The organism is Rheinheimera baltica (assembly GCF_030731985.1).
In the GTDB taxonomy this organism is placed as follows: domain Bacteria; phylum Pseudomonadota; class Gammaproteobacteria; order Enterobacterales; family Alteromonadaceae; genus Alishewanella; species Alishewanella baltica.
In genome coordinates this window covers 476,401-498,972 of record NZ_JAPJDY010000002.1, presented here as the reverse complement: position 1 = coordinate 498,972, position 22,572 = coordinate 476,401, and the positions used below count along the sequence as shown (strand labels likewise).

Here is a 22,572-nt window from a genome sequence, read left to right as displayed (position 1 = left end):
GTATGAAATCTATTCTGAAAAAGACGGCTGTAGGAATCATAGCAGGATGCTTATCAGCTTGTGCGGCACTGCAAATTGATGTTGATGTATACAAAGGGCCGCTGTCGGATCAACGAGATGTTCAGCATGAGCAACTGATGTCCTTGGCCGACACATCAAAAAAGCTACTGGAAGATTTGCAACGTCAGTTAATGAAAGACATTCGTTTTACAGGTGAGGAAAACTTCTATTTTTTAAAGAATGACGTAACGGACTCAGCCGTTTTAGACGCCCGCCGCAAGTATTCGGTTATTGGCTCAGTCGATAAAGTTAAATGCGAATCCTTAAATAAAAGAAACTGGCTATTAGATAGGGGTATTGAAGGTAAAAGTGGAGTTGTTTCCAAACTGGGAATGGCATGTGCCTTAGAGGACTTAATATCTTTATTTGAAAACGAGGAAGGTCAAAATATTATAAATACGAAAGTAAAAGAAATTAGTGATAATAATTTATATTTCAATTATTTGAAGAAAGATTTTAATGAAAACCTTCAGATGGAATCAAGCGAAAAACAAGGGGGAATAGATGGCAGTAAACGGGAAAAGAATTTAGCTGATATAAGGAAAGTTGTTGATAAAAATATAGAGGAAACTTTACAGCTGCTTATTCTGCTAAATAATGCTGATAATTTAACTCCTCAACAAAAACTGGCCCGTAGAGATCTGTCCCGCGGCATAAGCGGCATTATCAACCCCCAAGAGCTGGCTAAAGCCATAGAGTTTTATGAGAAAGATGGCGGCCGCTCTTTAAATCGAAGTGAAGCACTAAACTTGACCGCCCTAAAAGGTGAAATTGATGAAGCTGCTGAAATAGTGAATTCGTTCCTAAAAAGTGATCAAAATGCAGCAATTTATTTATTGGAAGTTCGGGATTTAATACGACTGCAATGTGCTAGCGGTTTAATTTCAGGCGAGCGTTTGTGTGAGAGTGGCTTTGCCAGAGGCCCAACCTCAAGTGACTCAGGCTCAATTTCCGAACTTACAATCGTAGGGGAAGGGCTGAAAGCAGCTGGGAAGGCGAGTTTAGCGTTAGGCACATTGTCTAGGAGTAGACATCCTTTTGGTATTTTTACCCTCAGTAAAAACTATAGAGATGCCGATCAGAATGATAAAGAGGACGCACTTAAGGATCTCCATTACATGCTGCTCAACTACGCCGGTAAGTTATTAGTGTTAGCTGATAAACAGATATTATTTAGTAACGGCAGTAACGGTGAAATAGAGGCGTCTAGGCAATATACCCAAGTATTGCAATCTATCGGCAGCGCCATATATGTTCAGATTAATGAAATAAAAGCACAATCTCGGGCTAAACAGTTGCGGCAGGAAATGGACCGACAAGATTTGGCATTGGCTGAACAATTCTTCGGCCGCAATCCCGCCATTTTTAAGCGCAGTGTATTGCAAGCACTGGAAAATGACAAAGCAGAAACTTTAACATTATACAACGCACTTACAGGAGCGAATCTGCGATTAGATAGCTGGAAAATTAATTATGATCAGCTCCAATCCTTGGGTCAAAAAAAGGACTTGGCTGGGTACTTTGAACAAGGTTCATTGAAAGCTCTGGCGTTATTAGATTCCACAACTATTGCGGTTTCTGATGATACACGCAAGGCATCTAAGGATGCTGTTTTGCTGCTATTTGCAAGGTATATTGACGCATTCGAAACTACTCATCAATTGCAAGAGTGTACTTATAAGCTTGAAGATTTGCGGAGAGGCTGCGCCCCAATCCGGCTTATCGGGTCCAAGCTTAGCAACCTGACAGATGACCTACTTTATTTCGGCGCTGATGATTTGAACAAAGATGAACGCCTGCTTTTGTTGGTTAATCAGCTGAAGTTGTTGCATCAAGAAAACTCAGAAGTACAAAACAAGTTGGCGGAACTGCTTAAGAATGCAACTGAAACGCATGGGGAAGCAGTTAAGCAGTTGACAGATTTACTGAGCTCGTCTGAAGTTGCAGAGTCATGTATTAGCGGGCAGGGATGTAAACTTCTGGAAGATAAGATGTTCAGTACCAATATGCTGATTAAACAGTTACAGAACGCTATAGTTCACGTAACCCACGCAAAATTTGAATCTGAGACTGAACCTGAGCAATGGTTAGCTGCATTAATCAAAGACGCAAAGCCTGATTTCGTTGTTCACATAAGGACTAAAGCTTCGCAGGTACTTAACATGAGCTTGATTGCAGATTTTAAATGTAAATACGAGCATAAGGGTCAAGCTGCGGAGTGTGAACCCGGTTACGCCTTAAAGGGCGTTGTGCGTTATCTAGAAAGTCTGGTCATTTATTTGCGCAGTAGAGGCAATGATGATGAATTGACACATGCCAAAGAGGCTTTACAACTTGCTCATGATTTAAGCGCTCGCCGACAGTATCTTACGCCTGCAACTGCTTATTTGCGTAGCAGCTATCCCAGCAGTGCAATGCAAAAAAATAACAGTGCCTCGGACTGGCAAAATATGTTGTCGAACGGTGCTTTGAGATCCATCCCTCTGTTCGGGAGCCTGAAGGCAAATAACAATATTACCCAGCAACAGATTGATAAACAATTTTGGCAAAATATTAATACCGTGCGTATCACCGGAGGAGGGGACACAAATTATGTAGTGGTGAAAGATGACATAGGCAACTGGTACGTAAAAGGCTACTCGTCTGATCCGAAAGAAATATATCAAACTGTTGCTAATGTAGCGTTGTACAACGTTGCAGGTAAAGCAGGCTATTTACTGGAACAAGGGAATGCAGCCCTGTCTCTAAAGGGGTCCGCCAATGTATTGGATGCAATGTACGGCCGTTTTTTTGAAAAATACACTAAAGCAACTGAGGCTCAATTTGGTGTGTTGAAATCCTGGCTGGATAAAGACTCTTGGCTGGAGTATGCAGAGAAAGATTGTAAGGATAAAACTCTGACAGGGATGCCGAGCAAGAAGTTAAAAGAGTTACAAGGCAGTGATGCGATGAAATTGCACAAAGATAAATTTGATGGTTTTACCAAGGTGTTCAGTAATATTGTCAACTCAGAAAATAAGATGGAGCTGGACCATAAAACTGCACAACAGGCTGCAGCAATAACTCAGCTGCTTTCAGGTACTGCGGATTATGCCAATAGCTTGCTAAGCACTGCTCATGCCAAATGTGAGCCTGGTGATGCACTGGATAAAAGTGTGGGCATTGAACTATATGACAATTTCGTTGGAAAGCATAAAAAACAACGGCAAGAATCACTGGAGGAGTTTGAGCAGCAAATTCTGTTTATCCGAGAAGGTTTACCTGAAAATAGCCCAGTACAACCAATTTCGCTGAACTAGCGGTGGGTTGTAAACCAATAACATTGGCTAGCTTCATCAGCTATTAGAATTATCAACTATTAGGGGCAGAACAAGTCTGAGCTAGTACAACTAAATCTCAGCTTGTTGGCGAAGCCCCTGGTCGCTGACGCTAAGGTGACTGCTTCAGAATCAACATTTGCTTTTAAGTTTAAACAAAACAATGATCTAACCTAAAATCATTAAGACTCTGTAAAATACTTGTCGATCTTCGCTTTCCCCACCCGACTAACTAACGTGAGTTAATTACTGCTACCTTTACTGCAGCATCAGCTGGCTGTGCAAGGTATTGCCAATTTTTAGGGGCAACACGATGAAATTTAACCCGGTAGTGCATTTTGAAATTTACGTAGACGATATGGACCGCGCCAAAGCGTTTTATCAGGCGCTGTTTGATATCAAGCTGGAACACATGCCATCGCCCACGCCGGAGGTTGAGATGGACATGTGGTTCTTCCCGATGGATAAAGAAAACGGCATGAGTTACTACGGTGCCGGCGGTAGCCTGGTGAAGATGGACGGTTTTACTCCTGGCGGCGGTGGCACCCTGGTGTATTTTGGCTGCGAGGATTGCGCCGTGCAGGCAGCCCGTGCTGAAGCCAATGGCGGCAGTGTACAGCAGGCGAAAATGTCTATTGGTGAACATGGTTTTTGCGCCGTAGTGCACGACTCTGAAGGTAACTTAATTGGCCTGCACTCGATGACATAAGTTAGCCAAGAGAAAAAGGGGGCGGAGACAATTAAATGCATTTTTGGCTAACTCATTATTTCTCAGTGGCTGGTATAAGTGATAGTGATTATTAGCACCAGCCCTTTATCCACTTTTCTGCCTTTGCGCGCCAGCGCACAGACGCTCATGATGCTGCGCTGTTAGGGTGAGTGTGGGAAAATTTTGTATAGGATCACGCAATGGAATTTATTGATTACTACAGCGTGCTTGGCGTTGATCCAACAGCAGACGACAAAGCGATTAAAACGGCCTATCGCAAACTCGGCCGCAAGTATCACCCCGATGTGAGCAAGCTGCCGGATACAGCAGAAAAATTTAAACGTGTTGCAGAAGCCTATGAGGTGCTACACAGCGCGGAAAAGCGCGCCGAATATGATGCATTATGTGCTGCGCGCCGAAGTGGTTTTGACAGGCAAACGGGCCATGCCAATGGCGGCTTTTACGACGAGAGTAATGCGGCGTCTAATCAGGATTTCGCTGATTTTTTTAATGCAATTTTTGGTGAGGCTGGCTCGCGGCATCGCCAACAACATCGTCAACATCCCGGCTATGACCACAGCAACCAGCGTAAAGGCGCTGATATTGAACTCGACTGGCCGATTATGCTGGAAGACACCCTAGCAGACACCATCAAGCAAATTGAATTTGTCATTTCAATTAACGACCAACAGGGTTATCCACAGCAGGTAAAAAAATCACTGAAAGTGAAAATACCGGCGGGTATTCGTGATGGCGAGCGCATTCGGCTTAAAGGGCAGGGTACGCCTGCCGCGGGCAATATGCCAGCTGGCGATGTGTATTTAACCATCCGGTTACTACCTCACCCACTGTTTGATGTTGAAACTGACAACCTGGTACTGACGTTACCACTGGCGCCGTGGGAAGCTGCACTTGGCAGCAAAATAACGCTACCGGTACTTAGCGGCAAAATTCAGTTGGCTATTCCGGCAAATAGCCAGGCGGGCCAGCGCTTGCGGCTTAAAGGAAAAGGCCTGGTAGGGAAGAAATCGACTGGCGATTTGATTGTGAATTTAAAAATTGTGATGCCACCGACGCTTAACGACAGCAGTACAGCACTGTGGCAGCAGTTGGCAGACAACGCCAGCTTTGATCCTCGCCGCGAATGGAGCAGTTAACCATGACACCGTTTTTAGACATGCACTCAACCAATGCCCGGCTAAGTTTTGCAGAGCTTTGTACAACAGCCAATATTAATAACGACACCCTGCTTGAGTTCGTTCGCCATGATATTGCCATTCCCATCGCCGGTGCGCAGCCACAGCAATGGCTATTTCATGTTACCTGCGTGGCTAAAGTGAAAAAGGCCGCCCGTCTATATCGTGATTTGGATATCGAATGGGCCGACCTGTATTTGGTATTAAATTTACTCGATGAAATTGACCAGCTGAAAAATGAAAACGATGAATTAAAACAACAGTTGGCAAGGTTGCGCTAGGGTAAGCGAGGTATTAACAATCTGCAATAAAGGGCGGTGTATGCCAATTGATAGCATATATTTTAATTTTGATCTGACCCTCAAATTTACTAAGTTATTGCCCAGCGCTGGCGCCGCCTCGGTCGATGTCGCTGTGACACATGCCTTATTTGCCGGTGATGCGCTGGCGTTAATAATAGCCGCCGGCGTGAACCGGGTATGGAGTACAGACTGCATCGCCCATGCCAGCAACGCCATTAGTATGGCACCGTTACTGGCACAGGCGCTTAAGCCATTGTTGGTCTGAAGCTGAGTTGGTTTAAAGCTGATCAATAGGCACTTTTAAGTATACCTTGCCATTAGCTTCAACGGGTGGCATTTGCCCGGCTCGAATATTTACCTGAATAGAGGGTAATATCAGTCGGGGCATTTCCAGGGTTGCATCGCGTGCTTCGCGTTTGGCAACAAATTGCGCTTCACTTATGCCATCCTGTACATGAAAATTATGTTTGCGTTGCTCGGTGACACTGGTCAAATACTCATGCTTGCGCCCGGCGGTCGGGTAATCATGACAAACATAAATCTGCGTATCCTGTGGCAGTGTCAGTAACCGTTGAATTGAGCGATACAGGGTAGTGGCATTGCCGCCCGGAAAGTCGCAACGTGCCGTGCCGACATCCGGCATAAACAGGGTATCACCAACAAATGCCGCTTTCTGGTTAATAATGTATGCCAAATCGGCCGGCGTATGCCCCGGTGTGTGCATCACTTTAATCGACAGACTACCGACGTTTAGCTCGTCACCGTCTTTAAACAAATGATCAAATTGGGCGCCGTTGGGCAGAAATTCCTTCTCTAAATTAAAGACGTCTTTAAAGATCTGCTGCACCTGCTTAATGTGTTCACCAATGCCGATTTTTGCGCCCAAATGTTGCTTAAAAAAGGGTGCCGCTGATAAGTGATCGGCATGAGCGTGCGTTTCCAGCACCCACTCGACGCTAAGGTTATGCTGCTTGATGTAATCCAGCATTTTCTCAGCGCTGGCGGTTGAAGTGCGGCCAGACTTGTAGTCAAAATCCAGCACAGGATCAATTACCACAGCGAGTTTGCTTGTGGTGTCATTAACCACATAGCTAAACGTTTCGCTATCGTTATCTAAAAACGCCTCAACATGAAAATCAGTCATTTTGTGCTCCTTTGCAGGGGTAAACCTTGCAATTGTTTACGGGTTACCACTGAAGAGTAGTGGCCAACTCAGTGTTATAAAAATATAGAATAAGGTTATACCTAAATGAAATAAATATATTAGATTGCTCTAATTTGTTTTTGCGATGGATCAACAATTCAAGCGTTAATAAAGCTGAGTTTGCGTATTTCGCCCAAATTGAAATCAAGCTTAAAGCCAGGAGTAGGTTGGTCGGGGCAGTTAATTAGATATTCGTGTCAGTCTGCACCGTTAAAGGTAGATGATAATAGCGGTTGATGTTAACCAGCTGTTCCTGCTTCTCATGCAGGCTAAGAAACACCAGCTTGTTCTCTAACCAGGGCTGAATGTTATGCCATATTCGGTTTGCCATTTCTGCATCCAAACCATTAAATGGCTCATCCAGGATCACTAAATCAGCTTGGCGCAGCAGTAACCTGGCTAAACTCAGCCGCCGGGCCTGGCCGCCCGACAGGTTTTGCCCCCAATCGCCCAGCCAGGTATCCAGGCCTTGCGGCAATGCCCTGGCCCATTGTTCCAACTCCACTGCAGTCAGTGCGTCCCACAGCGCTTGCTCGGGTAGAGCTTCCTGTCCCAGCTGCAGGTTATAACGTAGGGTATCAGCAAAGATGCTATTGGCCTGTGTTAAATAGGCCACCTGTTGTTGATAACGCCGCCAATCAGCAGCATTTATGGCATGGCCATTTAGCCGGATACCTACAGCAGGGTGGGTTTGCTCAGCTGCCAGACAAGCCGCTAAGGTCGATTTGCCACAGCCCGACTCGCCGGTAACCAGCAGCTTTGCGTTGTCAGCGTTGAGCACCAAATCAAGCGTTTGCTGCGCACTGCATGCAATATGCGGGTGAGCTTTTACGCTAAGTTTTACCGTGGTAATTTGGCATTGCTGCGCTATAAGCGCGGTGGTGTCGGGCGTTTGCGCTAACTGGGCCAGTCGTACAGCAGAAAACGCGGTTTTGCCAAACACACCAAGCTGAGCGGGCAGGCTACTTATCAACTCGGCCACACCCAGCCAGCCTAAGATAAACAGCACGGCCACCGGCGCTGATACAGCTGCTGTGGTGGTAAAGGCATTGAGTAGCATAAAAATAAGCAGCACAAATACTGCACTCTGGAGTGAATTTACCATTAACTGCAGGCGGGCTTTGTGATGTTGTAGTTGCTGCTCTTGCTGTTGTATGGCGCTGTTGCTGGCAATAAGCCTGTGCTGATACCGCAGCAGGCTTTTGCTGGCGCTAAGTTCGGCAATGCCTTCGTGCAGCTGTATTACGTCGGCTCGTGCCGCCAGGAACAGCCCGGCCAGTTCAGTACCCTGGCTAATATTCTGCTGTAAAAACAGCACACAGCTCAGTAGTAATGCCAGTAACAGCCCAGCGGCTGTAGCCAAGGAAAACCACGGTAACCACAGAGCCAAGATAGCAAAAAATACTATAGTGCTTAGCAGTGTAACCATGGGCGGCAACAGTAGTCGCAGGTACAGGTTGTCCAACGTATCCAGCTCAGCTGTCAGGCGGTTAAGCCAGTCGCTGTCGCTGCTGGTGCTGCTTTGGCTGCGTGATAGCTGCTGCAGGCCGCTAAACAAGGCCACCCGGCTCCTGGCCAGTTGACCCAACACCGTATCATGGTTGTATAGTCGCTCGAAGTAACGGCTAACGGTGCGGCTTAAGGCAAAAAACCGTATACCGCCGCCGGGTAGATAAATATCCAACGCATAGACAAACCCCAGTGCTATAGCTGAGCCGGCAAGTGCCGTCGCGGTAATAAACCAACCCGATAGTGCTAACAAGGCTATGCCAGATAATGCCGTCGCAACGGCTAACATAGCGCCAATCCCAAGACGATGGCGATTGCGCGTTATAAAGAGGTTTAGCCAAAAACGCAAAGCGTTGATGTTATCAGGCGGCAACATGCTTATCCCCGGCGGTCAGTATCAGCTGCTGGTCAGCCAGTTTAGCCAGCTCTGCATCATGACTGACAATAATCAGTGCATGCTGGCGCTTTAACTGCGCAAGGCAGGCAATAATCTGCTTTCTGCTGGCCAGATCTAAGCTGGCAGTGGGTTCATCCAGCACAATAATATCAAAGGATGACAGCAGTACCCGTGCCAGCGCGAGGCGCTGGAACTGCCCGCCTGACAGCCCCTCAGCGCGCTCTGTCAGCGGTTTGTCCAGTTGTGCCCGTGATGGGCAAAGCGTGGCTAAACCAACCCTGTTTAACGCCGCTAACAGGGCGTCATCATCAACATCAGGGCTGAGTACTGCCAGGTTTTCGCGCAGAGTGCCGTTAAACACCCAGGATTTTTGTGCCAGATAAAATACCCGGGCTTGCGTCACCGGCAGCTGGCCAACATATACCTGGCCATGAGCAGGGGCTTGCAGGCCGGCGAAGGTTTTTAATAAGGTACTTTTACCGGCCCCGGACGGCCCGCTGATCAGTAAGCACTGGCCCAGGTTGAGGTTAATGTTAACCTGCTGGCAAATCTGCCGGCCTGTTGCGGTATTAACGCTAAGATCCCGGCACGCAAAAGCCTTGGCTGTCTTGTTGGTGTCTTGTAGTTGTAGCGGCTGAGTGGGTAGCAAAGCGCTTGGCAATAACTGCGGTGCTAACTCAGTGGCGGCAGCAAGGGCGGCGGCGCGGTCGTGGTAAGATTGGGCAAATTGGCGCAGCGGCTGAAAAAACTCGGGTGCCAGTGCCAGCATAAAAATGCCGCTGGCCAGAGTTAAACGTTGTGCCGGGCCAAAATTGATGGCGCCAAACAAGACAAAACCGATATAGATAGCCACAGCGGCAATCGCCACGCTGGCAAAAAACTCCAGCACTGCTGAAGATAAAAACGCTACCCGCAGGGTTTTCATCACCAGTTGGCGGTATCGCTCGCTGCGGCTGGCGACTTCAGCTTTTACCTGTTCGGCAGCGCCGAGGCGGTTAATCAGCGCCATTTTACGCAGCCGATCTAAAAAGTGGCCAGCCAGGCGCTGGCGCTGGGTTAAGTGTTTTTGATTTATTTGCTCGGCGCCCATGCCAATTAACGACATAAACAGCGGGATCAGCGGTGCACTTAACAGTAGCAGTAAGCCCACCAGCCAGTTGCTTACTGTTATCGCCGCTAAGATCAGTAGCGGTGATAGCAGCATCAGCTGTTGCTGTGGCCAATAGCGGGAAAAGTAACCGTCCAGTGCATCGGTATCCTCCAGCCAGTGCCCGGCATGGCTGCTGGCTGCTTGTTGCTGCAGCGATGCAGGTTTGGTGGCTTGCCAGGCCTGCAATAACTGCTGGCGCAGGTTGGCTCTGATATTATTACTGGCGGTTTGTGCCAGCTGCTCTTGCCAGTAAAGTGCTAAGTTTCGTGTCAGCAGCAGGCTAACAATAATCCCGCCGTATAGCGGTAGAGTAGTGCTGGCAGGTTCTGCCAGTACCACCTGTTGTATTAATAGGGCAATTAAGTACCAGCTTAGAATAAGCAGCACAGTGGCTGTGCTGCCAGCCAGAATGCTAAGGCGTAAGCGGGGTTTTTCCTGTTGCCGCAACCGCTTTAGCAAAGCTAAACCGGCTGCGTGTTCAGCTGAAATGACTAGCTTGGCAGTCACCTAATGGTATCCGCCTTGTTTTACTTTGCCGCGAAATACCCAGTACGTCCAGGCGGTGTAGGCCAGCACAATAGGGATAACAAACAAGAAACCCAACAGCAGGAAGAGTTGCGAGCTGTAATCTGATGCTGCATCCCACAGCGTGTAATTAGGTGGCACCATGTAGGGCCACTTACTGCCCAGCAAGCCCAGATAGGTAAACAAGAACAACCCCATGGTGGCGACAAAAGGCATACCTTCACGTTTTTGTTTCAGCGAACTGTAGATCACCCAGGCACAGTACATGGCCAGCACCGGTAATATCCACAATAATGAAAAGCTGTCGAACCAGCGTGACATCACCCGTGCATCAACAAAGGGGGTATAGGCGCTTATAACAGCAAATACTACCAGTACCGCCAACAGTAACCTTGGTGCTATTTTGTACGCCCATTGCTGCACATCACCCTCTGATTTCATAATCAGCCAGGTAGCACCCAACAGGGCATAACCCGCCACCAGGCCCAGGCCAGTGATCACGGTAAAAGGGGTTAGCCAATCTAACGCGCCTCCGACATAGCGGAAGTTTTCGGTGGCAAAGCCCTGAATATAAGCGCCCACGACGGCACCTTGCGCGAAGGACGCCACTATGGAGCCACCGGCAAAGGCCCAGTTCCATAAGTAACGAGAGGTTTTGGCCTTAAAGCGAAACTCAAAGGCCACGCCACGGAAAATAAGCCCGGCCAGCAGCAAAAACACACCGATGTATAGCGCCGGCAGAAAAACGGCGTACACCAGTGGAAACGCCGCCAGCAAGCCTGCACCACCCAGCACCAGCCAGGTCTCGTTGCCATCCCATACCGGAGCTACTGAGTTCATCATCACATCGCGGTGATGCTCTGTTGGCGCAAACGGAAATAAAATGCCCTGGCCTAAGTCAAACCCATCCATTAACACATACATCATGACGCCAAAAGCAATAATGCCGGCCCAAATCAGGGTTAAATCAAACGGCTGTGCCATTACTTATCTCCTTCTAAACTGGCATGGGCGGCAGAGAAAGGCCGCATAGGCCGTTCAACTTCGTCCATCTCATGTGGGGCATTGGCTTTTTCTAAACCGCCACGGAACACTTTGAGCAGGTAATAAACGCCAGAGCTGAATACCAGGCTATAAACCACGACATAACCAATTAACGTAAACAACGCCATGCCACCGGTAAGAGACGGCGTAAGGCCCTGTGCGTGTGTCATCTGTCCGTATATTAGCCATGGCGCTCTGCCAGTTTCCGTGACCACCCAACCGGCTAACACCGCCAGAAAAGGGCTAATACTCATCAGTCTGAGGGTTTGCAAAAACGCCACCGAGCGATAATAGCGGCCACCCGGGCGCAGCACTAAGCCCCATACACCTACGGCGATCATTAATAAGCCCAGCCCCACCATTACGCGAAACGACCAGAACACAATAAACACCGGGGGCTGCTCCTCTACGGGCACCTCTTTTAGCCCGGGCACTGTGCCGTTCCAGTCATGGGTGAGGATAAAGCTGGCTAATTTGGGAATACCCAGCTCAAAGTGGTTTTGTTGTTGCTCTTTGTCGGGGATGGCAAACAATAATAACGGCACACCCTCGCGTGTTTCCCAATTTCCTTCCATAGCCGCCACCTTCATTGGCTGATGCTTTAAGGTATTCAGGCCATGAAAATCGCCGACTACGGCTTGCAGTGGTGCCAGTATTAACAGCATCCACAGGGCAATCGATAATGCCTTACGGTTGGCATCAAACTCACGTTTTTGCAGCACAAACCAGGCACTCACACCGGCGACCACCAACGCGGCAGTTAAAAATGACGCCAGTGCCATGTGTAAAAAGCGATAACCAAAAGAGGCAGTAAATAATGCTTCACTCCATGACGCGACATAATACATGCCGTCGCGTAGCTCCAGACCGGCCGGGGTTTGCATTAGTGAGTTGGCTGACAAAATCCAGAAGGAGGAAATAAAAGTACCGGTTGCCACCATAATGGCGGCGAATAAGTGCACGCCCTGCGGCACCTTGTCACGGCCAAACAGCAGTACCCCTAAAAAGGCGGCTTCAAGGAAAAACGCGGTAACCACTTCATAACTTAGTACCGGGCCGAGAAAGTTTGCTGTGGCATAAGCGAAATTACTCCAGTTGGTGCCAAACTGAAATGACATCACGATGCCCGACACCACGCCCATACCAAAGACCACCGCAAACACCTGGATCCAGAATTTAGACAACTGTTGCCACAGTGGATTACCGGTTTTGAAGGATAAGGTTTCCAGCACAGCAATAAAACTGGCTAAGCCGATAGTAAATACCGGGAAAATGGCATGAAAACAGACAACAAACGCAAATTGAATGCGGGAAAGTAGTAGAGGATCAAGTTCCATAGTTAGCTCCGGTTATGGGTGTTGTGTAACCCATGTTGCTCTGCATTGGCAGTAACTTTGTGCAGTATCGATTGGGTAAAACGCCTGACCAACGGCAACAACACCAACAAGGTAGGAAAGGCCACACACCATGACCAGAGCCAGGCGTTAAGCCAGCCCACTGCGGTAAACCCCTGTAAACCTAACGCTTTGATAATGCTGACCAACGAAATAACGCAGGTCATTAGTATAGACAAGATAAGCGGCATGAGTAGCCGTTCTATTAGGAAAACCTTATTCATTTGCTTGTACCCTCAGCTTGATGCTGTTCAAGGACATCTTGCCGCAACGATGTTCCTGTTTATCTGCGGTTGCTGCACTGTGGTATTTTGTCGCAGCCGCTGTTTTATGCGTTTCGCCAAACGCCTGAAAGGGGCACTTGGGCCCCAGTTTCAGATGCGTTACTTACAGCGATTTAGTGCTGTAGTACCAGTCAACATAGTTGTAGCCCTGGCTTTTACGCGCTTCGGCATCGGCCATGGTGGCTGGTGGTGGCACGATAACGTCATTGCCTGGCTGCCAGTTTTCCGGGGTGGCGACTTTATGTTCATCGCTGGTTTGCAGTGCTTTGAGTACCCGTAAAAACTCGTCAATGCTGCGACCATTGCTCATTGGGTAGTACACCATGGCACGCAGTATGCCGTTAGGGTCAATAATAAAGGTGGCACGTACTGCAGCCGTGTCGCTGGCGCCCGGTTGTATCATTCCGTAGGCCTTAGCTACTTCCATTGACAGGTCGGCAATGATTGGGAAAGTGATTTTCACGCCAAAGTTCTGCTCAATACTACGTGCCCAGGCAATGTGTGAGTGCACGCTGTCGATAGACAGGCCCAATAATTCGCAGTTTAGTGCGGCAAATTGGTCAGCACGGGTGGCAAAGCCCATAAATTCAGTGGTGCATACCGGCGTAAAGTCTGCCGGGTGTGAAAACAGTACTAACCATTTACCTTTATAGTCTTCCAGTGTTTTCATGCCATGGGTTGTTTTGGCATTAAACGCCGGAGCCGGTTTGTTCAATTGTGGGAAGGTTACAGTGGTATCAGTCATGGTGTTATCCTCAGTGAATTAGGGTTGGTCTCAACTTTCGTATTCCAATATAGAATAAGCTTATAACTAAAGGAAATAAGTTTATTAGATTAACCTAATCTATTTTTGTGATGATTTATGTAACCTGTTGAATATAATTGAAACAATGGTATTGCTTTGAAAACCATAAAGGCGCTATAAGCGCCTTTATGGTTTTTGTCTTTGCCAATCAGGATAGCTTGCAGGTTTTAATGCCCAGCACGCTGTAAAGCGGGCAAAAATTAAATAGCCCGGTAAGTAATGGCACCACACCTATCCAGCCCCACAGCCCAACCGTACCCGTTGCTGCCAGCGCAATAAGTATCACGCCGCCAATAATCCGTACTACTTTATCAATACCGCCGACATTTGCTTGCATGTGCCATCTCCTTAAATGAGTTTGTGTTAATTACGTTAGCTGCCATTTGTTGCTGCTGCTTTAAGGGCTAAATCGTGTGCAACCTCAAGCATTAACCGAGAAAGGTAAAGGATCTGATCAATACAACTGCTTTTGCAGCGTAAAGGCGCCGCGCAGCTCGCCTGGGTTATAGCCCGTTGCCAGATCGTTTGGATAATGTTGTTGTATCTGCTGTTTTACCGCTTCGGCTAACTGGCTGCCATGGCAAGCAACACACAGGGTGTCGAGCATAATAGGTTGCATATAGCGAAACACCTCGCCGTTATCACTACTGACAACTTCGGCATGTTTTAATTGTGCCGGCGTACTGCCGCTGGCCAGCTTATCAGCATAATCCTGTAGTATTTGCTGCTCCCAGTCATCAGCATTGTTGTCGCTGTTGCGCACCTTCAGGCTGGTACGGCCTATTTGCCAGCCATCCGTTGACCATTTTTGTGCAATTAACGGCGCTTGCTGTTGGCATACTTGTACGCCATTGGGTAAACCACCGCTGCTGATAGCGGCTTTTAATGCCGCTTTTAGCTCACCAGAAAAGCCTTTAATCCGCTCTTGCGCTTGCAGTTGCAGTTCGTCCAGATTGGCAGGGCGTGTTTCAGCCGCTGCCAGCGAGCTTACGCCAAGTAGCCCGGCTATTATCAGATAACGCATTCAGAGTTCCTTTTAATGGTAAGTTGGCCTAGCTGGCATCAGAGTTCCCGCTGGGTTTAGCGTGCCTGTCGCTGGGAATGTCGTCCCGATACTGCGGCGCCGCCAGCCATTCATGGCCTTTTAACATGGCATACCAATACAGTGGCGGTAGCAGTTTTTCTTTTAAAAACCACGACAGCCGCGCCGGCTTGGTGCCATCGACCAGCCATTTCGGAAAGGTGGGTTGTACCTTGCCACCATAGACAAATTCAGCCAGCACGATTTTTCCTCGCTCTACAGTAAGCGGGCAGGATCCATAGCCGTCATACACAGCACGCAGCGGTTTAGTATTTAGTTGGCTTAGCAGGTTTTCGGCGACGACGGGCACTTGTTTACGCACCGCTGCGGCAGTTTTCGCATTGGGCGTATTGGTGCAATCCCCTAACGCAAATACATTGGCCCAGGCTTTGTGCTGCAATGTATCGGGATACACATCTACCCAGCCGACGGCATCAGCTAGTGGGCTTTGCCGTATTACCTCTGGCGCTACCTGAGGTGGTGTGATGTGCAGCATATCAAAACGCTTTTCAATGTCTTTGCTGCTGCCATCAGCTAACGTTTGTTTAAAAAAGGCTGTTTGGTTTGGGGCATCTACTGCGACTAAATTGGTTTGCATATTCAGTTGAATGCCATACCGATCTACATATTGCTGCAATGCTGGTACGTAGTCCGCTACACCAAACAGCGCGGCACCTGCCGTGCAAAATTGCGCGTTAATGTTACTTAGCACCTGCTGGCGCTGCCAGTGGTCGCAGGATAAATACATCGCCTTTTGCGGTGCACCGGCGCATTTTATCGGCATTGGAGGTTGCGTAAATATCGCATCGCCTTGTTTTAGCTGTTGTACCAACTGCCAGGTGTAAGGCGCAAGGCCGCGGGCATAGTTAGACGTAATACCGTGGCTGCCGAGGTTATCTCCCAGGCCGTCTATCGCCGCCCAATTCAGTGACAACCCGGTTGCGATAATCAGGCTGCGATACTCAAGGCAGGTGCCGTCAGTAAGTGTTACCTGGTTTTGTGCCGGGGCAAAATGGCTAACCGCGTTTTGATACCAGCTAACTTGCTTGGGGATTAGCGAGGACATCGATTTAATAGTATCCGCCTGTTTAAACACGCCCCCGCCGACCAGCGTCCAACCGGGCTGGTAATAGTGCTCAGTGGCCGGCTCGGCCAACGCAATTTTAACATCAGGTTGTCGTTTTAGCAGGCTGGCAATTACTGACAAACCTGCTGCACCGCCGCCAATTACAACGATATCGTAGCGTATACCCACTTGTGTTTTCATTTTGCCTCCAGCCACAGCCACTGTGAACGTGGCCTAAGTGCGGAATTGATATATTCTATAATGGAATATACATATATTATTTAAGAATATACTAATATAGGTGCTGCAGCAATTTTGTGCAAGGGTAATAACAATTTGAATCAGTGAAATTGAAATTTTAATCTGGTGAAGGTGTTGATCTTCGTCGACAATTTGCTGTGTTTTTCGTGCATAGCTCGCAAGGTGTAAAACCCATAAACTTTTTCAGGTTGGTTATGCCGCCACAACTACGTTTCAAGTGGCGTCCGCAAGCAATAAAACGAAGCGACATACCCAGTATCGCAAGCGCGATAACGATTAGGGCGGCAATAAATTCAAACATCAATACCGCCTCCATTTAATAACCTTGGCCAGTTCATCAGTTGCCCCTGCGAAGGAGAGTTAACGACGGGGCATTATTAGCAAGCTCAAGCACTTGCTAATTATCGCGGCACCAACTGTTATCGCTCAGGCCTGCAGTTTTCGCCTGAGTAGCTGGAAATTATTAGGCTGTGGCATGCCCCGTATTCAAGTGCTGGCGCTGGCGGGGCAGCCACAGCTTAAGGATATTGAAACACTGGGCGTCGATTCGGGTGAGCCGGTAAAGGGTGAAACGGTTGAAACGTGGTCGTATCAGCTTAAAAATGATATGGGTAATGATTTCTGGGGGGCGATAACGTTACAGTCTGGCAAAGTAACGGCAATTTTGTCGAAGCAACAAAACAGGTTGTAGACAAAATATGTTCATGAAACCCTCATTATTAGGGGCAGAACCTGAGACGTTTCATGAATCAATAGAACAATGAAACTGATTGTTAAATCTCTATGTGCAGGCTTTACATGTGAATGCTAAAGATAAACACTGAAAGGTGTTATTCAATGTTTTTTTGACTGTTTTTGCCCCCTGGTGAATGTCGCAATTAGCAGCAAGCTGATGCTAACAGCGACAATGGTTAACGCCAAATAGCCCGGTGGCGGCCGCTCGAAGTGAAATAGAGTGTTCATAACGGGTAAAAATAGTGCCAGCGTCAGCATCATTAAGCCGCTGGCGACCACCCACCATAAAGCTGGATTGGGCAATTTAATCGATTTTACTAACGGTAATGACCAGGAGCGGTTGATAAAAATTAGCCAGATATCGCCAATAATCATTGCGCTGAAGGTCAGGGCTCTGGCTTGTTGTTCGGCGAGCCCAGCCCATATCGCAGCCAGATAAACACCCAGTAGCAGCAGTAACAGCACCGCGTCTGCCGGCACCCGGTCGCCTTGGACCAGAAAAATGATGTCACCGGGCACTACCTCACGACCGGCAATGCGTTGTGGTTTGCTGTCACGCAGCACCAACGCGCGCGGGCTGGACAGGTCGCGCAGCGCTTCCAGTGCGCGCTCACTTTTGCGCTCCTGCGCGAAACTCATCGCCATAATAATCAGCACTGAACCTAGCAATATATAGGCATCGGTTTTACTGCCCAACAGTAAATAAATGCTGCCGCAACTGATCAGCAGGATAAACATTGGCTCACGCACAATGCTCCAGGCAATGGCAAATATCGAACGCGGTTTGGCAGACGGTAAGGTATTGGCACCAACAGTTTTCAAGCGCTGTTGTGCTTCGCTGCTGCAAAGCCCGGTGAGGTTATCTGTTATAGCAGTTTCAGGGGCGGACATAGCTTACCTTTTAGGTATCAACGCTGGCGCTAAATCCTATTATTACGCAATATAACGCCTTCTGCCTGTACGGTAGCGCACCCAAACGAGGCATAGCGGATAAACAGGTGCTGCTGGTGTGGCAATTGAATCAAAAGGGGCAGTGAAATTGATTTTTAACCCGTCGCAGGCTGCCTTTAGTTGCGGAATTCAAAGTGGAATGCTGTAGCGCGTTCCCCCCGCGAGATTACTACACTAGAATTCTTCCAAACGCATGTCGAATCTCTGCTTCAACATCCGACTAAGTACCGTGAGTTAATCACTGCTATCTTTACTGCAGCATCAACAGGCTGTGGCAGGGTATTGCCAACTTAAGGAGAAAAACGATGAAATTTAACCCGGTAGTGCATTTTGAAATTTACGTAGAAAACATGGATCGCGCCAAAGCATTTTATCAGGCGCTGTTTGATATCAAGCTGGAACACATGCCGTCACCTACGCCGGAGGTGGAGATGGACATGTGGTTCTTCCCGATGGATAAAGAAAACGGCATGAATTATTACGGCGCTGGCGGTAGCCTGGTGAAAATGGCCGGTTTTGCCCCTGGCGGTGGTGGCACGCTAGTGTATTTTGGTTGTGAGGATTGTGCCGTACAGGCTGAGCGCGCAGTAGCCAATGGTGGCAGTATACAGCAGCCGAAGATGTCTATTGGTGCGCATGGTTTTTGCGCTATGGTTCAGGATTCTGAGGGTAACTTAATTGGATTGCATTCAATGGCCTGAATAATGTGATAGCTGGCTTTGGCCCTGATATAGGGACTTGGCTATTGGTTTTTAAATCAGCGAAAATGCACTATAACTTATTCACAACATCAATGTACCTAAAAAGGACGCGTTTTGCCTTTTGAACCATATACAACCAGACCTCGTCAGTCTTTGGTTAAAAAGCTCACCCGGCTGAACCAGTTTGTACTAAGTGGCGCTATGGTGCTGAGTTTCCTGTTAATTGCGTCTGTACTTTGGCTTATGGCAAGGGAGCGACAAGCTGCTGCTGCAGAATTGGCAGGGATACAACTTGCCAATAATATTGGCGCTATGCTGGTGTTTAATGATGTTGCTGCTGCTGAGCATGAAATTAACTTATTAACATCGCAGCGTGATATGTCGCAATTAGTTGTGTGGAACCAGCAAGGTGAAGAGTTTGTTCGCGCCCGGCATATGCCAAATGCCGCTGCACACACGGCTAAAGATGTTTATCAGCCAACAACAACACTGCAGCGCAGTTATGATCTGCTGCAAATCCAGTTGTACATTCCTGTGGTGGTGCATGATAAATTTGAAGGCGTTATTTTTTATCAGGAACGTTTGCAGCAGTTACTCGGCTGGTTTTTACAAGGCTTGGCAGTATTGTCTGTGGTGATGTCAGCGGTGTTTTTATTGGCATCGCGCTTATTAATCCGTATCCAAAAACATGCGTTGCACCCGCTGGTTGAGCTGGCAGATGTAGCTGAACAAGTGGCGCTACAGCGCGACTATGGTTTACGTGCCAAGCTTTACGCCGACGATGAAATAGGCCGTTTAACGCTGCGATTTAATGAGCTGCTGAAAAGAACGCAAATTTGGCAATCAGAGCTAAATGATAAATTAAGCCAGGAACAGCAGCATGGCGAAGCGCTAAAAGAGTTAGCGCAGCGTGACAGCTTAACCGGTTTGGCCAATCGTCATTACTTTGAGCAATTGATTCAGCAGATGGTGCAGCACAGTGTGCAAACTAATAGCTTGTCTGCCTTGGTATTTATTGATTTAGATAACTTTAAATTTGTAAATGATAATTTTGGCCATGACGCTGGCGATGCGGTATTAATTGAAATTGCCAGGCGTATCAGGGGTGTTATCCGCAGCAACGACAGTTTGTGCCGGCTCGGTGGTGATGAGTTTGCCTTGCTAGTACCAGAGCTAAACAAAGTCGCTGATGTCACCCTTCTGTGCCAGCGTATTTTGCAAGAATCTCAAAAGCCCTTACTGGTGCAAGGCCACGTCATGCCGGTAGGGCTAAGTATTGGTATTGCATGTTGCCCAACCGATGCCAGCAATGCCGCCTTGCTACTGCAATATGCGGATAGCGCAATGTATCAGGCAAAACGAGCAGGTAAAAATGACTTTAAATTTTATAGCAATGCGTAACGCAGCTTTTATTGCCAGTACCCTGCTAACCAGTGCTGTAGTGCAGGCTAATACGCCACCAAGTCTGGAAGACTTATTGCAACAACCTATAAAAAATGAAGCTGCTGCGGTGGAGGTATCTACCTCTGCCCGCAGCATTAAAAGTGTGCGTAACGCGCCGCAAGCTACTTACATTATCACCGATGATGATATTCTGACGTTTAACTTAAAAAACCTGGCAGAAATTCTTAGTTTTATGCCCGGGCTGTATACCAGCTCTGATAGCGCCTTTGAATACCTTACTGTGCGCGGTATTGGCCGTCCCGGCGATTACAACTCGCGTATTTTGTTTTTGGTAGATGGCACCCGGGTTAACGACAATGTTTATGATGCTGGCTTGATTTCTGACGACTTTTATATCGATACCGAATTAATTGAGCGGGTGGAGTACAGCCCCGGTGCTGGCTCGGCGCTGTATGGCAATAATGCCTTTTTAGGTGTCGTTAATGTTATTACCAAGCGCAGCAACAAACTGCGCGGGGCTGAAGTGTCTGTCAGCGCAGATAGCCAGCACGAAAGACAACTACGCGCCAGCTATGGTATGCGGCAGGCGTCTGGCCATGAAGCCTGGTTTTCGCTTAGCCACAGTGAACAAGACAATATCCCCATTGCCAACGCCACGTTGCAACCGGTATTCCAAACCTTCGAGCACGATAACCAGGATTCCAGTAACAAAGTGGCGGCAACCTATCGCTATAAACAACTGCAAATGCAAGTGGCTGGGGTTCGGCGCATCCGCCAGGAGCCTGGTTTTATTACTGACAGCCTGGAGCGGGCGGCGCTAACCAAGTCTGTCAGTGAAAATTATTTTATCGCACTACAGCACAGTTCGGAGCTTACAGCTGATCTGGCATTTTTTACTAATATTTCTACTAACCAATTTGCCTTTGATACGCTAACACCGTTTGAGTTATTTCCGGGCAATATCCAACAATATCTGTTTGCGGTTAAAGGTAAATGGACCAGTGCAGACATGCGCTTTAGTTATCAGGGTTTTGCTGATCATCAACTGTTATTTGGCATCGATGCTCAACGCGATCATCATCAACGTTATGCACTTAGCATTAATAATATTGGCCCAGTCAACAGTTCCAGTGGCAATAATCAACGGCTGGGCTTGTACTTTCAGGACGAATGGCGCTTTTCTGCCAGCCAATTATTGGTCGCGGGTTTTCGTTATGACCACACTGATAACGGCGTAACAGAGGTAAGCCCGAAGCTATCATGGATTTGGCAACCCACGGCTACCAGTACCTTAAAACTGAGCTATGGCACGGCATTTCGCGCACCGAATGAATATGAATCGGAAACCAACCGCTTTTATCAGGTCGCGGTACCCGAGGCAGAACAAGTTAAAACCACAGAACTAATATGGAATGCACAACCAAGCAGCCATTTTTCTTATTATGCAGCCTTGTACTACTCTAAATTCAGCAGCCTGATCACCAGTCGTGCGGGGCAGGCAGCATTTATTGAGTTTTTTAACGATCAACAAGTTAGCAGCTATGGCATTGAAACTGGTTTAGATTATGTCTGGAATTTCGGCGGCCGGTTAAATCTGTCACTCAGTCTGCAACAGGCTGAATATCAGGATGGCGAGAAGTTAACCAATACGCCGCAGCACTTATTCAAAGCTATGTATAGCCAACCACTGCCATGGCAAGGCTGGCAGCTAAACTGGCGTAGCGTTGCCGCGGCTAAAAGGCAAAACATCAACGGTGATATCCCAGGCTATAGCCGGCATGACGTATCGTTGCACTGGCAGCCGCTGTCTCATTTCGATGTGGTGTTGGGCATTAAAAACCTGACAGATAAGCGATACACCGATGCGCCACGCCCATCAGCAAATGAATTTTATCAACCGGGACGCCGCGCTGAATTGTCAATAAGATGGCGGTTTGGCCAATGAGGTGGCTGCTGCTTCTATGCTTGTTGCTGCCAGGTTATGGTCTGGCATCGACACAAATTATCACCGGCGACGCCAGTCTAAAAGCGGCATTTATTTATCGCTTTGCCCAATTTACCGTGTGGCCTGATGCAAAACCAGACTCGCTGCGATATTGCATTGCCGGTGATGATACGGTGTTGCTGGCTATGCGGGATATTCTGCGTGATAGCAGTAATCCGGTAACGGCAGTAACCCTGCAGCAAAACCTGCAGAGTTGCGATGTGTTATACATAGCAGCGGGTACCACAACACTCAGTACTTTTTCCGAAAATGTTGGCACAAAGACCATCTTAACCATTGCCGAAAATGTGCAAACCTTTCGTCAGGGTATGGTTATCGGCTTTATTACCGAGCCGAAACGGCTGAGTTTTCGGGTGAATTTGCAAGTGGCTAAGCAGCAGGGGCTGATACTCAGTTCGCAAATGTTAAAGCTGGCAAAAGAAATTTACTAACCACCAACGGCGTAGTGAAAAATTAATGTTCCTAACTTTAC

General features: G+C 47.9%; 21 protein-coding genes. 10 read left to right on the top strand and 11 right to left on the bottom strand.

Annotated features, from left to right (window positions below):
• Nucleotides 1–2 precede the first annotated feature (2 nt).
• From ORJ00_RS05145 to ORJ00_RS05125, 5 genes are all read left to right on the top strand, one after another.
• On the top strand, nt 3–3,359 hold the full coding sequence (locus ORJ00_RS05145; protein ID WP_306139178.1) for a hypothetical protein: 3,357 nt from the start codon (nt 3–5) through the stop codon (nt 3,357–3,359).
• Nucleotides 3,360–3,690: 331 nt separating this feature from the next.
• Nucleotides 3,691–4,086, top strand: a complete 396-nt coding sequence (locus ORJ00_RS05140) for a VOC family protein (protein ID WP_305977891.1) — start codon at nt 3,691–3,693, stop codon at nt 4,084–4,086.
• A 200-nt stretch (nt 4,087–4,286) separates the two neighbouring features.
• Entirely contained in the window at nt 4,287–5,243 is a 957-nt protein-coding gene (locus ORJ00_RS05135) for a DnaJ C-terminal domain-containing protein (protein ID WP_306139177.1), read from the top strand.
• Nucleotides 5,244–5,245: 2 nt separating this feature from the next.
• Nucleotides 5,246–5,563, top strand: coding sequence for a chaperone modulator CbpM (locus ORJ00_RS05130; RefSeq protein ID WP_306139176.1), 318 nt, complete (start codon nt 5,246–5,248; stop codon nt 5,561–5,563).
• Between the two features lie 40 nt (nt 5,564–5,603).
• Nucleotides 5,604–5,849, top strand: coding sequence for a hypothetical protein (locus ORJ00_RS05125; RefSeq protein WP_306139175.1), 246 nt, complete (start codon nt 5,604–5,606; stop codon nt 5,847–5,849).
• Between the two features lie 12 nt (nt 5,850–5,861).
• Here the strand turns inward: ORJ00_RS05125 and ORJ00_RS05120 are convergent, their stop codons facing one another.
• From ORJ00_RS05120 to ORJ00_RS05075, 10 genes are all read right to left on the bottom strand, one after another.
• On the bottom strand, nt 5,862–6,728 hold the full coding sequence (locus ORJ00_RS05120; protein WP_306139174.1) for an MBL fold metallo-hydrolase: 867 nt from the start codon (nt 6,726–6,728) through the stop codon (nt 5,862–5,864).
• 244 nt (nt 6,729–6,972) lie between these two features.
• Nucleotides 6,973–8,673: an amino acid ABC transporter ATP-binding/permease protein gene (locus tag ORJ00_RS05115; RefSeq protein ID WP_306139173.1), complete on the bottom strand. Its 1,701-nt coding sequence runs from the start codon at nt 8,671–8,673 to the stop codon at nt 6,973–6,975.
• On the bottom strand, nt 8,660–10,351 hold the full coding sequence (cydD, locus tag ORJ00_RS05110) for a thiol reductant ABC exporter subunit CydD (RefSeq protein WP_306139172.1): 1,692 nt from the start codon (nt 10,349–10,351) through the stop codon (nt 8,660–8,662). Before cydD ends, ORJ00_RS05115 begins: the two co-directional genes overlap by 14 nt.
• Complete coding sequence (gene cydB / locus ORJ00_RS05105; RefSeq protein WP_306139171.1) at nt 10,352–11,353, bottom strand: cytochrome d ubiquinol oxidase subunit II; 1,002 nt, start codon at nt 11,351–11,353, stop codon at nt 10,352–10,354.
• A complete protein-coding gene (locus ORJ00_RS05100) occupies nt 11,353–12,750 on the bottom strand; it encodes a cytochrome ubiquinol oxidase subunit I (RefSeq protein ID WP_306139170.1) in 1,398 nt (465 codons plus the stop codon). Before ORJ00_RS05100 ends, cydB begins: the two co-directional genes overlap by 1 nt.
• A 2-nt stretch (nt 12,751–12,752) precedes the next feature.
• On the bottom strand, nt 12,753–13,031 hold the full coding sequence (locus ORJ00_RS05095) for a DUF2798 domain-containing protein (protein ID WP_306139169.1): 279 nt from the start codon (nt 13,029–13,031) through the stop codon (nt 12,753–12,755).
• A gap of 163 nt (nt 13,032–13,194) precedes the next feature.
• Nucleotides 13,195–13,836 carry a peroxiredoxin gene (locus tag ORJ00_RS05090; protein ID WP_306139168.1) on the bottom strand — a complete coding sequence of 214 codons (642 nt, stop codon included), beginning with the start codon at nt 13,834–13,836 and terminating at the stop codon, nt 13,195–13,197.
• A 208-nt stretch (nt 13,837–14,044) separates the two neighbouring features.
• The gene (locus ORJ00_RS05085) at nt 14,045–14,233 is read right to left on the bottom strand and encodes a YgaP family membrane protein (protein WP_305977167.1); all 189 of its coding nucleotides are present in this window, start codon (nt 14,231–14,233) and stop codon (nt 14,045–14,047) included.
• 117 nt (nt 14,234–14,350) lie between these two features.
• A complete protein-coding gene (locus ORJ00_RS05080; protein WP_305977166.1) occupies nt 14,351–14,920 on the bottom strand; it encodes a Tll0287-like domain-containing protein in 570 nt (189 codons plus the stop codon).
• Nucleotides 14,921–14,948: 28 nt separating this feature from the next.
• A complete protein-coding gene (locus tag ORJ00_RS05075) occupies nt 14,949–16,244 on the bottom strand; it encodes an NAD(P)/FAD-dependent oxidoreductase (RefSeq protein WP_306139167.1) in 1,296 nt (431 codons plus the stop codon).
• Between the two features lie 535 nt (nt 16,245–16,779).
• On the opposite strand from ORJ00_RS05075, the gene ORJ00_RS05070 reads away from it, so the two are divergent.
• On the top strand, nt 16,780–16,995 hold the full coding sequence (locus ORJ00_RS05070) for a hypothetical protein (RefSeq protein ID WP_306139166.1): 216 nt from the start codon (nt 16,780–16,782) through the stop codon (nt 16,993–16,995).
• Nucleotides 16,996–17,138: 143 nt separating this feature from the next.
• Here the strand turns inward: ORJ00_RS05070 and ORJ00_RS05065 are convergent, their stop codons facing one another.
• Nucleotides 17,139–17,930 carry a cation transporting ATPase C-terminal domain-containing protein gene (locus ORJ00_RS05065; RefSeq protein ID WP_306139165.1) on the bottom strand — a complete coding sequence of 264 codons (792 nt, stop codon included), beginning with the start codon at nt 17,928–17,930 and terminating at the stop codon, nt 17,139–17,141.
• 365 nt (nt 17,931–18,295) lie between these two features.
• Between ORJ00_RS05065 and ORJ00_RS05060 the strand changes: the two genes are divergently transcribed.
• The 4 genes from ORJ00_RS05060 (at nt 18,296) to ORJ00_RS05045 (ending at nt 22,531) form a co-directional block, all read left to right on the top strand.
• Nucleotides 18,296–18,691, top strand: a complete 396-nt coding sequence (locus ORJ00_RS05060) for a VOC family protein (RefSeq protein WP_306137507.1) — start codon at nt 18,296–18,298, stop codon at nt 18,689–18,691.
• 114 nt (nt 18,692–18,805) lie between these two features.
• A complete protein-coding gene (locus tag ORJ00_RS05055; protein WP_306139164.1) occupies nt 18,806–20,092 on the top strand; it encodes a sensor domain-containing diguanylate cyclase in 1,287 nt (428 codons plus the stop codon).
• Nucleotides 20,064–22,040, top strand: coding sequence for a TonB-dependent receptor plug domain-containing protein (locus tag ORJ00_RS05050; protein WP_306139163.1), 1,977 nt, complete (start codon nt 20,064–20,066; stop codon nt 22,038–22,040). The genes ORJ00_RS05055 and ORJ00_RS05050 overlap by 29 nt, the downstream gene beginning before the upstream one ends.
• Nucleotides 22,037–22,531: a YfiR family protein gene (locus tag ORJ00_RS05045; RefSeq protein WP_306139162.1), complete on the top strand. Its 495-nt coding sequence runs from the start codon at nt 22,037–22,039 to the stop codon at nt 22,529–22,531. The genes ORJ00_RS05050 and ORJ00_RS05045 overlap by 4 nt, the downstream gene beginning before the upstream one ends.
• Nucleotides 22,532–22,572: the final 41 nt, after the last annotated feature.

Bases quoted from the DNA above. Each gene is read 5' to 3' on its own strand.
- ORJ00_RS05140 (WP_305977891.1), top strand. From the start codon at position 3,691: ATGAAATTTAACCCGGTAGTGCATTTTGAAATTTACGTAGACGATATG.
- ORJ00_RS05135 (WP_306139177.1), top strand. From the start codon at position 4,287: ATGGAATTTATTGATTACTACAGCGTGCTTGGCGTTGATCCAACAGCA.
- ORJ00_RS05090 (WP_306139168.1), bottom strand. From the start codon at position 13,836: ATGACTGATACCACTGTAACCTTCCCACAATTGAACAAACCGGCTCCG.
- ORJ00_RS05125 (WP_306139175.1), top strand. From the start codon at position 5,604: ATGCCAATTGATAGCATATATTTTAATTTTGATCTGACCCTCAAATTT.
- ORJ00_RS05075 (WP_306139167.1), bottom strand. From the start codon at position 16,244: ATGAAAACACAAGTGGGTATACGCTACGATATCGTTGTAATTGGCGGC.
- ORJ00_RS05100 (WP_306139170.1), bottom strand. From the start codon at position 12,750: ATGGAACTTGATCCTCTACTACTTTCCCGCATTCAATTTGCGTTTGTT.
- ORJ00_RS05115 (WP_306139173.1), bottom strand. From the start codon at position 8,673: ATGTTGCCGCCTGATAACATCAACGCTTTGCGTTTTTGGCTAAACCTC.
- ORJ00_RS05145 (WP_306139178.1), top strand. From the start codon at position 3: ATGAAATCTATTCTGAAAAAGACGGCTGTAGGAATCATAGCAGGATGC.
- ORJ00_RS05045 (WP_306139162.1), top strand. From the start codon at position 22,037: ATGAGGTGGCTGCTGCTTCTATGCTTGTTGCTGCCAGGTTATGGTCTG.
- cydB (WP_306139171.1), bottom strand. From the start codon at position 11,353: ATGGCACAGCCGTTTGATTTAACCCTGATTTGGGCCGGCATTATTGCT.
- ORJ00_RS05080 (WP_305977166.1), bottom strand. From the start codon at position 14,920: ATGCGTTATCTGATAATAGCCGGGCTACTTGGCGTAAGCTCGCTGGCA.
- ORJ00_RS05085 (WP_305977167.1), bottom strand. From the start codon at position 14,233: ATGCAAGCAAATGTCGGCGGTATTGATAAAGTAGTACGGATTATTGGC.
- ORJ00_RS05050 (WP_306139163.1), top strand. From the start codon at position 20,064: ATGACTTTAAATTTTATAGCAATGCGTAACGCAGCTTTTATTGCCAGT.
- ORJ00_RS05130 (WP_306139176.1), top strand. From the start codon at position 5,246: ATGACACCGTTTTTAGACATGCACTCAACCAATGCCCGGCTAAGTTTT.
- ORJ00_RS05065 (WP_306139165.1), bottom strand. From the start codon at position 17,930: ATGTCCGCCCCTGAAACTGCTATAACAGATAACCTCACCGGGCTTTGC.
- ORJ00_RS05095 (WP_306139169.1), bottom strand. From the start codon at position 13,031: ATGAATAAGGTTTTCCTAATAGAACGGCTACTCATGCCGCTTATCTTG.
- ORJ00_RS05060 (WP_306137507.1), top strand. From the start codon at position 18,296: ATGAAATTTAACCCGGTAGTGCATTTTGAAATTTACGTAGAAAACATG.
- ORJ00_RS05070 (WP_306139166.1), top strand. From the start codon at position 16,780: ATGCCCCGTATTCAAGTGCTGGCGCTGGCGGGGCAGCCACAGCTTAAG.
- ORJ00_RS05120 (WP_306139174.1), bottom strand. From the start codon at position 6,728: ATGACTGATTTTCATGTTGAGGCGTTTTTAGATAACGATAGCGAAACG.